The 12,848-nt window shown below is 37.7% G+C and carries 8 protein-coding genes; 5 read left to right on the top strand and 3 right to left on the bottom strand.

Going from position 1 to position 12,848, the window contains the following annotated elements; translation table 11 throughout:
• Positions 1-2 precede the first annotated feature (2 nt).
• Positions 3-1,475, bottom strand: coding sequence for a NarK family nitrate/nitrite MFS transporter (locus tag DBO93_RS14795; RefSeq protein ID WP_108457023.1), 1,473 nt, complete (start codon positions 1,473-1,475; stop codon positions 3-5).
• A gap of 955 nt (positions 1,476-2,430) precedes the next feature.
• Here DBO93_RS14795 and DBO93_RS14790 point away from each other — a divergent pair.
• The 4 genes from DBO93_RS14790 to DBO93_RS14775 all read left to right on the top strand — a co-directional run bounded on the left by DBO93_RS14790 (position 2,431) and on the right by DBO93_RS14775 (position 8,227).
• A complete protein-coding gene (locus tag DBO93_RS14790) occupies positions 2,431-3,798 on the top strand; it encodes an FAD-dependent oxidoreductase (RefSeq protein WP_108457022.1) in 1,368 nt (455 codons plus the stop codon).
• A gap of 161 nt (positions 3,799-3,959) precedes the next feature.
• Positions 3,960-6,680, top strand: coding sequence for a nitrate reductase (locus DBO93_RS14785; RefSeq protein ID WP_108457021.1), 2,721 nt, complete (start codon positions 3,960-3,962; stop codon positions 6,678-6,680).
• Positions 6,681-6,941: 261 nt separating this feature from the next.
• Entirely contained in the window at positions 6,942-7,940 is a 999-nt protein-coding gene (locus DBO93_RS14780; protein WP_108457020.1) for a YHYH protein, read from the top strand.
• Positions 7,940-8,227 (top strand): hypothetical protein, encoded by a 288-nt coding sequence (locus DBO93_RS14775; RefSeq protein WP_108457019.1) that lies wholly within the window; start codon positions 7,940-7,942, stop codon positions 8,225-8,227. Before DBO93_RS14780 ends, DBO93_RS14775 begins: the two co-directional genes overlap by 1 nt.
• Before the next feature lie 228 nt (positions 8,228-8,455).
• Here DBO93_RS14775 and DBO93_RS14770 read toward each other — a convergent pair whose 3' ends face one another.
• Positions 8,456-9,214, bottom strand: a complete 759-nt coding sequence (locus DBO93_RS14770; protein WP_108457018.1) for a DUF4197 domain-containing protein — start codon at positions 9,212-9,214, stop codon at positions 8,456-8,458.
• A gap of 165 nt (positions 9,215-9,379) precedes the next feature.
• Positions 9,380-11,326 carry an AsmA family protein gene (locus DBO93_RS14765; protein WP_108457017.1) on the bottom strand — a complete coding sequence of 649 codons (1,947 nt, stop codon included), beginning with the start codon at positions 11,324-11,326 and terminating at the stop codon, positions 9,380-9,382.
• Between the two features lie 287 nt (positions 11,327-11,613).
• Between DBO93_RS14765 and htpX the strand changes: the two genes are divergently transcribed.
• Complete coding sequence (htpX, locus tag DBO93_RS14760; protein ID WP_108457016.1) at positions 11,614-12,486, top strand: protease HtpX; 873 nt, start codon at positions 11,614-11,616, stop codon at positions 12,484-12,486.
• Positions 12,487-12,848 lie beyond the last annotated feature (362 nt).

The raw sequence follows: 12,848 nt of genomic DNA, 5'->3' as shown, positions 1-12,848 counted from the left end.
TGTTAATGGCTGACATTAATTAACTCTACCGTACCATCTTCTCGTACTTCAGTAATAGTGCCTTTGGGCTCTTCCATAAAGAGTAAAGTTGTAAACCCAACCACTGCAGTCGCGGCTATCACCATAAAGAAGGTTGAATAATCAACCATGGTTAATACCGTTAAGTAAACTACAGCACCTACGTTACCATAAGCACCTGTCATACCAGCAATTTGACCCGTTAACCTACGCTTTATTAATGGTACTGCCGCAAATACTGCACCTTCACCTGCTTGCACGAAAAATGAACAAGCCATTGCTGTTACTACGGCTAACGCTAAAGGCCATTCACCAGTGATTTCAGACATAGCAAAATAACCAACAGCTAAACCAGCGGTTAAAATTAATAAGGTTTTTTTACGGCCAAATTTATCTGATAACCAGCCGCCACCTGGGCGAGACATTAAATTCATAAAAGCATAAGTTGACGCTAACATGGCAGCATAAACCATACTTAACTCAAAAGTTTCAGCGAAAAATAACGGTAACATTGATACCACGGCTAACTCTGAACCGAATGTAGCAAAATAAAGAACGTTTAATACAGCGACTTGTCTGAATTTATAACGGTGAATTTCTTCTACTGGCTTTGAAAATAAATGACCGTTTACTTTTATGGTTTGTCTTACTTCAATGGCAAATAAAACCACTAAACTCAGATAAGCCAATATAGCACTTTGTTCCGATAATAAACTTACGCCTGCCGGTGATAATTTCCAAGCAAGTAAGGCTAAAGCTGCGTACATTGGAACTTTCATAATTAATAACAAAAAGAAATCACCAGTGGAGGTAACTTCCATTGCACCGGTTTGTTTAGGCTTAAAGTAGGTTGATCCTTTCGGAGTATCAGTTACGTTTTTATACCAAATAACACTGAAAATTAAACTTAATGCTCCGGTAAAGGCAACCGCATATCTCCAGCCGTCTTCACCACCAAACGCTAATGCAAGTGTTGGTAAAGTCATCGCCGCTGCAGCTGAGCCAAAATTACCCCACCCACCATAAATACCTTCCGCCGTTCCTAATTCATTAGCTGGGAACCACTCAGACACCATACGAATACCGATAACAAAACCTGCACCAATAAAGCCTAATAAGAAGCGAGACAATGCCGCTTGTTCAAAGGAGCTTGCAAAAGCAAACATAAAACAAGGGATACTACATACGGCAAGTAAAACAGCGAAAGTTAAACGAGGGCCGTATTTATCGGTCAACATGCCGATAATTACGCGCGCCGGAATAGTTAATGCGACGTTTAATAGCATTAAGGTTTTTATTTCCGCTTTCGATAACCCTAGCGAATCAGCGATAACTGACACTAATGGCGCGAAATTAAACCAAACTGCAAAGGTAATAAAAAATGCTATCCAGCTCATATGTAAGGCTTTCATCTTTCCTTTGAATGAAAAAATATTAAGACTCTCTTGACCGCTCATGCAACAACTCCTAAAAATTAAAATTTGTGTTATTTATTAACGAGAGATGTATTTTCTCTGATAATAATAAAAATGGGCTTGTTATTTATGTAAGCGGGCAGGCTTACTTTAATGCCAATAACGTTATTAAACACTGAGTAGCAAATGTAATGCCACCCAAAGCATTCTTCTTTATGATGTTGTTTCAATTGATATTGTTTTGTTTTTGATAATGGTTTTAAGTTGTGGTTTGGTTATTTATGCACGATACAATAACGTGCACGCACAGATTGAGTGCAGGAAGGTAATAAAAAACGTATGCACTGTGTATAAAAACTTTACACCATGGCCAGTTGAAAATAGATTAATTAATTAGCTTATCTACAGTGACATAAAGCTATAAATTTACTTATAAAAAAGTCGCATCAACCTCGTAAGAAAAAGTTAATTATATTCAGCGAAAAAACACGCAAAACTCGCTTTAATGTAAGAATTTACGCCTCATTTTGATTGGCGTCATATAGGTTGATATTTGAATGATGAAAGACTAGTTTTTTTATAATTAGAGGAAGCAGGCGTGAATTAGTCATACATAAGATGAATGTCAGCATGCCAGCATGTCGGCATGTTGCAAGGTAAAGGATAATATACTCAAAGTAGCAGCGACCAAGCATTCAATTAAGTATTCAATTAAGCATTCAATTAAGGAGTTAAGTGAGTAGTACCATCGTTGATATAATATTGCATGCAAGCACCATATCGGTGCAAACACTGCTTTAAACTATCTGTTTTTTTTCATTCACTTTATTATACTTAACAATTAAATTCTTTGATAACAATGAAATAAAAGTAAATATCTTGCCTAAAGTCACATGGCACACTAACTGCAGTTATCCGTATAGATAACGTTAAGTAACGAGTTGAGTCACAGATTTATATTCGTTAATAATATAACTAGATATACGAGAGCAGTAAAATGGCTATTACCGAAATCCCAACAGCTGATAAGTTAATAACTAAACATGCTGAACCGGTGACTCAAATTAAACCATCAATGGTGATCATTGGTAACGGTATGGCGACTGGTCGGTTGTTAGACGAAATAATTAAGCGCACGCCTCACAAGTATCAAATTACGGTTATCGGTAAAGAGCACTTTGGTAGCTACAATCGTATTATGTTATCTGCAGTATTAGCCGGTGACGCCACGATTGACAGTATTATGCAAAAACCGCTGGCGTGGTACAAAGCGCATAATATTAATTTTTTAAGTGGTTGTGTTGTTACATATATAAATAAAGAAAAAAAGTACGTAGATTTAGCCTCTGATACGCAAATACATTACGACGAACTCATCATCGCTACAGGCTCACGTACTGCTAAAATCCCAGCTAAAAATCAAGAAATTGCTGGTATCTTCAATTTTCGAAATATTGCTGACACTGAAAAAATTCAAGCCTTTGCTAAACAAGCGGGAACAAGCTCGAAACAAGCTGTTGTGATTGGTGGTGGTTTATTAGGGCTAGAGGCGGCTTATGGCTTAGCGCTGAGTGGTGTGGAAGTAACGTTAATCCATCGTAATAAATGGCTGCTTAACCGACAGTTAGATAAAGTTGCAGGTGTTATGTTGCAAAGCATTATGGAACAAAAGAATATTAAGTTTGCTTTAGGCCATGAAGTGGCTGCTTTTGAAAATATAAAGGGGCAAAGTTCAACAACTCAACCTTTAGCTAATTCAGCTGAACAGGCCGAAGAACTGTCTGGTGTTACGTTAACCAATGGTGAGTTTATTAGCGCGCAAATGGCCGTTATTGCTACGGGTATTACGCCGAACAAAGAATTAGCCGAGATCAGTAATATCGACTTCAATCGTGCCATATTAGTCAACGATTATATGCAAACCAGTGACACTGCAATTAGTGCTTTAGGTGAGTGTTGTGAACATAACCAAGCCACTTTTGGTTTAGTTGACCCTATTTGGGCGCAATGTATTACGCTTGCTGAGCGTTTATGTAACAACGTAGAAAAGCCATTTAAAAACGCACCTGTACCAACCAAATTGAAGGTGTCGGGTGTTCAGTTGTTTTCAGCGGGCGATGTTGAAGTATCAGACGATAGCCAATGTTTTACTTTATTAGATAAAAAAGCCCTTATTTACCGAAAGATTATTGTTAAAAAAGGCCAAGTAAGTGGTGTTGTTTTATTTGGCGATGTCAGTTCTGGTATGGCTTACTTTACGTTAATGCAGCAAAAAGTGATCGTTACTCCTATGTTACCAGAGCTCTTAATTGGCGAAGAATTTGTCACCATTGCAGAAGATGAGAAGAAAGTCTGCATCGCTTAGTAATGCTAAGGCTTTACGCTCATCTGCATAGTTTTGGCTTTAGCTTAAAAATAGCAATCTCGATTTTTAAATCAATAAATAGCTTTTATCACATTTTACCAACTAGCACTTTGCTAACGAAAAATAAGCGTTACAAAGGTTAGTTCAAGTATGAGAATTTCATGACCAACATTATTTTTACCGATAAACAGGCTCCGGCTTCAATAAGTAACCAAACCATCAGTAAAACCAATTGCCCATATTGTGGCGTGGGTTGTGGTATTGAAGCCACCGTTGAAAATAATAAAGTTATTGCGGTAAAAGGTAACGCCCTTCATCCAGCAAACTTAGGGCGATTATGTGTAAAAGGCTCTTCTTTGCATGAAACTCAAGGCATAGAAAATCGCATTTTAAGTCCTCGCGTTAACGGGGAGAATGTTAGTTGGGATGAAGCCACGTCTAAGGTTGCCAAGCACTTTCAAGATACAATAGCGCAATATGGTCCTGACTCTGTCGCTTTCTATTTATCAGGCCAACTGCTTACTGAAGATTATTATGTTGCTAATAAGCTAATGAAAGGCTTTATTGGCTCAGCTAATGTTGATACTAACTCTCGCTTATGTATGGCAACGGCAAGCACTGCTCACAAACGAGCTTTTGGCGAAGATGTTGTTGCTGGTTGTTATGATGATTTAAGCGCTGCTGAAGCTATTTTTATTATTGGTGCTAACCCAGCATACGCACACCCTATAGTTTATCAGCGCATGATTAAAGCAAGGGAAGAAAACCCAACACGCAAAATAGTCGTGATTGATCCACGTAAAACCGCTACAGCTAAAGATGCCGATTTATATTTAGCGATAAAACCTGGCAGCGATGCTTATTATTACAATGGTTTGTTAATGTACTTAGCCGAGCAAGGCAAGTTAGATAAAGATTATATCGCCGAGCATTGTCAAGGTTTCGAGCAAACCTTACAAACGGCAAAAAGCCAGTTTGTAGATATTTCAGCCGTAGCAGTCGCTTGTGATATTGAGCTTTCTCTATTGCTTGAAAGTTATCAAATATTTGCTCAAACCGACAAGGTTGTAACATTTTTTTCGCAAGGAATTAACCAGTCTTCAACGGGTGTTGATAAAGGCAACGCGATTATTAACTGCCATTTAGCAACAGGGAAAATAGGGCGAGAAGGCGCAGCTGCTTTCTCAATTACCGGGCAACCTAATGCTATGGGAGGGCGCGAAGTGGGTGGCTTATCAACTCAACTCGCTGCACATTTACATTTTGAAAACCCAAATGAAATAGACTTAGTAAAACGTTTTTGGCAATCCCCCAATATAGCTAGCAAACAAGGTCTAAAGGCAGTTGATTTATTTGACGCAGTAGATTCAGGGCAGATAAAAGCCATTTGGATCATGGCGACTAACCCAGTCGTCAGCATGCCCAATGCTAACCTTGTTAAGCGAGCATTAAAAAAATGCCCTATGGTAGTCGTGAGTGAATGTTATGAAAATACTGACACGTTAGATTATGCTGATGTAATTTTACCCGCGAGTACATGGGGCGAAAAACATGGCTCTGTAACAAACTCTGATCGCACTATTTCTGTGCATAAAAGCATGTTAAAAGCGCCTGGTGAAGCAAAAAATGATTGGCAAATAATTACAGACGTTGCACACAAACTGGGTTTTAAAGAGGCGTTTAATTATCAACATCCTGTCGATATATTTAGAGAGCATGCGGCATTATCTGGCTTTGAAAATAGTCATCCGTATGATGAAAATCGAGCTAAGAATGATATTTATCGCGTTTTTGATATTTCAGCCTTAGCCAATATTTCAGCACCTGATTATGAAAACTTTTTACCGACTAAGTGGCCGATTAATGCGGCGAACCCAAACGGGGTAAAACGTATATTCACTGATGGTGTTTTTGCGACAAAAAATCAAAAAGCGAATTTTGTTCCAATTATTGCTCAGCTACCTAAAATATTACCAGCTAGCCATCAAGTGGTGATGAATTCGGGTCGAATACGTGACCAATGGCACACTATGAACCGAACAGGTCGTGTCGCTAAATTAATGACCCATTCAAACGAGCCTTACATTGCCGTTAACGCAAATGACGCACAGCGTTTTCAATTGGCAGACAAACAACTTGCGGTACTCGCTAACTTAGGCGCTGAATATATTGGAAGAGTAAACATTACAGATGAACAGCGCACGGGTGAAATTTTTGTGCCTATTCATTGGAACGATAACTTTTCAGCTTCTGCGCGTGTTTCAGCACTCGTGAACCCGATTACAGATGAACTGTGCGGACAGCCTGAATTTAAACATAGCCCGGTTAGTATCAAGCCGTTTAATGCGGTATGGTCAGGCTACTTAATTTCTTCACAAACGGTAAATTGTCCAACCAGTTACTGGAGTAAAATTCAGCTTGAGCAAGGGCATAAATATTTATTGTCTGATAAGCAGGAGTTGGGTAACGATGAGACTTTTTTAGCTAATTTATATCCGAAAATTGATGACTGGCTGGTATTAAAAGACGATCAAAAGAATGTATTACGCATTGCGGGCTTTATCGATAACCAACTGCATTGTTTTTTTGCTGCAAGCACTGATTTAAGCCTAAAATTTAATAGCCGATATATTGAAGGGCAATTACATAAAGCACTACCAATAAAAACTCGCTTTGAGTTAATGTCAGGTATTGATAGTGATGGCAAAGATGACGTGGGTGACATGATTTGTTCTTGTTTTCAGGTGGGTGAAAAAACGATACAAGAAGCAATTAAATCTGGGCATTGTAAATCGGTAACAAGTTTAGGTGAAAAGTTAAAATGTGGCACTAACTGTGGCTCATGCATTCCTGAGTTGAAAACATTTTTATTGAAAAACTGATCTTTCAACATCATTAAAATTAGCAAAGAGTAAGCTAGGATTATCAGCGTATCAGCGTCGTATGGCTTATTCTTATCAAAATTTGAGTGTACGGCTACATATTACTGATAACCACTACAATTTGCGTTTATAACAATAAACATAGCTGCATATACAACCAAACAAAAAAATAATACATTTACTTAATTCTTACGCATTTCTTGCACATTTGTTTCTTATCATTACTTATATCATCATCAAAATAACAAATAGAGTATAAGTATGAATAAAGTAATAACCTTAGGTTTTCCTGTGTTAAGCCTGCTAATTTTTACTGGTTGTGGTGGTAGTAACTCAGCGAGTGAAGTCGTTGATGCTGTTGAAGTTGAAGTAGTAAACGACACGAGTAATTACCCTGTTGATACCACAAAGTTTGACTTATCTTCATCGGGTTCAGTTACCGAAGTTGCTTGTACTTTGTCTAATGGTGAAGCCTCTACTTGTTATTCTATTACCGTGAATGGTTTTCCATCAGATAGAACGACCCTCGGACCATTTTGTCCTGAAACTACCAGTACTGAAGCGGCTAACGCTGGAAAGTGGTTTGATGATGGGGTTTTATATGATCTAACGGGTGAGTTTATTACGAATTTAGATTTATTTTATGGTGATAGCAATTGGCAGTTATACAACGCCGAAACGGGTGAAGTTAACATTACCAATACGCAAATAGCCTGTGAAGCTGCAGCAAGACCAGATGTTGATGCTCAGTACAATAATTTTTGTGTGCAATGTGAAATTAGCTATTACAGTGATACTGAAGGTGAGGGAATATCGTCAACATTTTTAATTCCAACAACACCTGTAGCACGTTCACAAGCTGGTCAAGTTGGGCGAGATAGTGTTGGCGTAGCGTTCAACGGTGTTACTTTAGACGCCGCCGCACCAACAGAAGCTATATTGAGTGCTTATACTATTGCCGCATTTGACGATTGTGTGGGTCATGTTAACCCATTTGCTGGCTACCATTACCACGGAGCAAATCACGGAGAAGGTACTTGTCCTGCGATAGCATTTGAACCTGACGGCCATGGCGGTGCATTTGGTTATGCACTTGACGGTTACGCCATTCATAGCATGTTAGATGAAAACAACGCAGAAGAAGATGATTTAGATTCATGTCGAGGCCATACCGATGACGCGCGTGGCTACCATTATCATTCAGCTGGCCCAGGTGAAAACCTATTTATTGGCTGCTTTAGCGGTGAGACAGCACAATAATGAAGCACAATAAATTTTTAATAATTGCGGCAAGTTTAATGCTGCTGAGTAGCTTTGTTGCCAGCGCTCATGACTCTCATACTCATTCTGCGCCTTGGCAAGCTTGTGAAAGCAAGCAAAAGTCAGCGCAATGTTCATACACTAACGGTGAAAATGACCTATTCAAAGGCTCATGCCAAATGTTTAGTGAAACGCTAATGTGTGTTAGAAATCAACCGATTATTCACGCTGATGCGCAGGGTAAAAAGTCTGACAAGCTGGCTGATAAGTCAGTGTATAGTGAGTAAATTTATCTGCAATTTTATAGCTACTTGTATCTATATAATCCCTAAAGATAATTTTTAATAAAAATAGAACCAAGGTGTGTATCCTAAGTTAATTTAAAACTAGATACTCACTTGGTTCTTTTAGTTTATTTACTTCTCTAGTAAGTCATAGCTAGTAAACCATACCGAGCAAGCCATGCCTAGTCAGTCATATCTAATTCAGATAAGCATTTATATATTCTAAAATTGTTATTTAGAAAACACTTTCTTAAGTAATTCGGTGGTTCTTTTTTCTGGATTTTCACGAATAGCCGCTTCTTCTTTGGCTAAATATTCAAATATGCCTGACAAGGCTTGGGTTTTAACTAACTCAATTAAGTCACTACTTATATCAGGAACAAAAGGTAGCGACTGATATTTTGAGATTATATTGTCGTATAGGGTCAATGCACCTACATCAGCTAGACTTTGCTTAATTATAGGGTCCATTGCGTTGGCAATTGGTGCTGACATTTGCTTTTTGAAATATTGCGTAGCAGCGTCATTTTCACCATTATAAATTGATTGTATATCGACTAGTGTTAAGTTATTTATTGCGTTTGATATTATCGGACCTGCGGCTGGAATGGCTTGCTCTGCCGCCTCATTCAACTTCGCTTCAAGTTCATCAGTCCAATGGCCCATACCGACTTTATCTAATATTTTCCCTGCGCTTGCTAAAGCTGGTGGTAAATCAATATGTAAGTTTGGATTATCGGCAAAGGCACCACTTTTTTGTAAGGTATGTATTACTGATTCAGAGCCAACCGACAATGCCTGTTTAAGTGCTTTGGCTATTTGTTCGTCACTTAACGCTATCTGCGAGACCGTGTTTTCTCCTGAGAGTATTTTTTTTGCTTTTTCCCACCAACTATCTTGTGCTGTTGCTGGTGATATAAACAATATTGAACACAGAGCAATGGCAAAGTATTTAGTGTATTGTTTAATGTGTTTTTTAGTGTTTTTCATTATAAATATTTCCAAGTTAAGTCCTAATATCACAGACGTTAAGTGAATTTATTTCCACTACATTAAAAGCTTAAAAGTTCGCGACTTGTCAGTTGTCTTAAGCAACAGGAGATCAGCGATAACACAACGTAAGTTATCGCTGATTATTTCTAACAAGCTAACTTATTATCCGAACAGTCCTTTTAGTTTATCTTTAACTTTATCTTTTACCTTGTCTTTTAGTTTATCTTTAGCTCCTGAGCTCACATCAGGACGTATTTTAATATCATGAAATGGCCCAGTGATTTTTATCGGTATAACAATACCTGAATCAGTGGCTTCTGCTGCTTGCCCTTGAGTTGACGCGACTACTTTTGATTTAATTTGCAGATTAACTTTTGTTTCAGGTAAATTTATATCACCAGTCCCTGATATTCTGATAAAAGGGTTATTCAAAGATAGGTTATCAGTAGTAGCAACACCATTAGTTAGTGTAAATTTACCCGTTAGGGCTGCAAAATCTGTTTTATCTGCGTTACTAAAATCACTGTCTAAACTAACTGCAGATAAGTTACCTTGCATAATATTGCTAGCGCTCTTGGCAATAGCCGCTAGATTTACCCCTTTAACAGCACCATCGATAAAACTAATATCTAGGTGACCATTAAGTTGTTTAATAAATTCACGTTGGCTTATACCTTGGGTTGAAAGATCCCAAGCTAATTGTCCTTTGCCGATAAGTTTGTCAAAGCCAGCCGCATCGGTAAGTAACGGCTCAGCATTAATATTGGCTAAATCAAATTTAGTGTTTATTTGATAAGGTTTTTTATTGGCGTTAAGTTTAATAACGCCACTGCCATTGCCTTCATAACCCTGAAAGCTTTTTAACTGCACATCAGCCACACCTTTGTTTAACACCAAGGCGAGCTCATTTTTACCAAGCTTAATATCTCTGATCAATAGCTGACTGGACTTAATTGAAATATTGGCATTTAGTGACCTTAATACGGATAAATCAAGCTCGGTATTATCCCAGACTATTGGCTGGCTAGCTTGGTCATCCGTTGATGTTGTTTCAGTTTCTGAGCTAGGTTCAGGTAAATAAGGGTTAAGATCGAGTATGCCCAAGTCGATATTACTCGAAATGTTAAGCGGCTCAGATAAGGTAATTGCAGTAGAGCCTTTAAACTCTAATTCGTCTAAACTCACTATTAATTTATTAAGGGTGAGTTTATTGTTAACAAAGCCCATATTGGTACTCAAGGAGAATTTGTTAAAAGCTTCATCTTTAGCAACCAAAGCAATATTCTGCCAGTTTAATAACGCTTTAACCGAATCTCCTGAAAGTGATAATTTACCATTTAACTCTTCGCCTTGTTGTACCACTTCACCTTGATAATTTAATTTTACTAACGCCGATGTTAAGTTCAACTCGACGGTGAAAGGTTGGTTATTAATGGCTTTTGCCGGCGAGGTTATAATTGATTCAAGCTCAAGGGTTTGCGCCATGTACCTTAAACTGCCTGACAAGTTTAAGGCTTGTCTTAAAGACGGCATAGTTATGGCTAAATCTAGCTGATCAATTATTTTTGTTTCTATACTTTGATGATCAATAAAGGTGAGCTTGCCACCATTAATTTCTACTTGACCCAGACTAATATCAAAACCGTCAGGCAAAGTAACGGACTTATCATTAGTCGGTGATTTTGTTGTATCGTTTTCAGCGTCACCGCTTGTATTAGCCAAGGTTGAAAACTGCCAATTAACTGAACCATCAGCATTTTTTTCTAATAGAATATCGGGATCATTAATAACAAATTTTTCAATGGCTAATTCACCAGAAAACACTGAAAACCAAGGGATATGGATCAGTAATTCGTTAATGCTAGCCATATTTGGTTTAGAGCCACCTGCTACATTTGAAAATTGCACATCGTTTAACACTAAAGTTAGCGAAGGAAATACACTTAAACTTTGTTCACCATTAACGGTTAACACTCTGCCTGTTGACTGTTCAACGTTAGTACTTACTTGGTTAACTATGTCCTCGGTTGATATTAATTGTGTGGCAACGACAATTAATAGAACAATGATTAACATAATGATAGCGAAGGATTTTAAGAATATATTCATAGCTGCTCTTAATTAACAAAAGTTATCTTCTACTATAGTAAATATGGAGATTAAATTCATTGATTTGACAAAAAATATGAATGAATGCTTTTTCTATCGTTAAATAATAAAAGCTATTGTTGATAATGGCGCTAACGTTCGTTTTTATTGATTTTAAAGCGGATAAACCCGCAGACTTTAGTATTGAAATTTAAAAAAACGTACACAAATAAACACAAAAAAAGTATTGATTAAATACTATTTAGACATATTATGTCATTGTTGCGATCAATTACTTGGAGTTAAACATGCAGCGTATAGTCTTATTCTTATTAACTAACTTAGCCATAATGGTTGTGTTAAGTATTACCATGAGCATTCTAATGTCAGTATTTGGCATTGATCGCCAAGGTATGGGCGGCTTGCTTGTTATGGCAAGTGTGTTTGGTTTTGGTGGCTCATTTATTTCATTGCTAATGTCGAAGTGGATGGCAAAGCGTTCAGTGGGGGCTTATGTCATTGAACAGCCGAAAAACAACACTGAAAAATGGTTACTTGAAACTGTTAAACGTTATGCCCAACAAGCTAAAATTGGCATGCCTGAAGTGGCTATTTTTGAATCACCCGATATGAATGCCTTTGCAACTGGCGCTAACAAGAATAATGCCTTAGTTGCCGTTAGCACAGGCTTACTAGCACATATGACACAAGAAGAAGCTGAAGCGGTTATTGGGCACGAAATCAGCCATGTGGCTAACGGTGACATGGTAACGCTTACCTTAGTACAAGGTGTGGTGAATACCTTCGTTATTTTCTTAGCACGCGTAATCGCAGGACTTATTGACAATGCCACTCGGAGCAATAATTCAAATGGTTCAGGCTTAGGAGGTTTTGCTTATTTCGGCATTGTTTTCGTGTTAGAAATGCTATTAGGCGTACTTGCCAGTACGATTGTTGCTTGGTTTTCTCGAAAAAGAGAATTCCGCGCGGATATTGGTGGCGCTAAATTAGCAGGCACTGGCGCAATGATCGGTGCTTTAGAGCGACTTAAACGCAGTCAAGAAAGTCATTTGGAAGGTTCTATGATGGCGTTTGGTATCAATACTAAATCATCATTTAGTCAATTGTTTGCGACACATCCGCCATTAGATGATCGTATAAAAGCGTTGAAAGCTATGTAGAACTGTCGGCCGTAAAAAGTAACTCATTAGTTAAAATGGTTTACTTATATGCTGATTATACAAAAAGCGCTAACTTTGGTTAGGGCTTTTTTTATATCACGGCGATAGGAAAAAAGATCGCTTTACCCTTCGTTATTTCTTTTCAAATTTACATCTTAATGGCTAAAAATTGATGAGATGGTCAATCGCCACATATTTTTTAACGCCCACCTTGCAGCTTACCACTTAATTATTTGTTCTAATATTCCTTTTTTTATTATAAGTGGTTGTAAATGCTATCGATTTGTCTTTGTAGATAACATGATTAAATGCATCAATATTTTTTGTTAAGTTGATTAAAAAATTGATATTGAACTTTGAAA

It is taken from the genome of Colwellia sp. Arc7-D (assembly GCF_003061515.1).
Classification (GTDB): Bacteria; Pseudomonadota; Gammaproteobacteria; order Enterobacterales; family Alteromonadaceae; genus Cognaticolwellia.
This window is presented reverse-complemented; position numbering and strand designations above follow the sequence as displayed.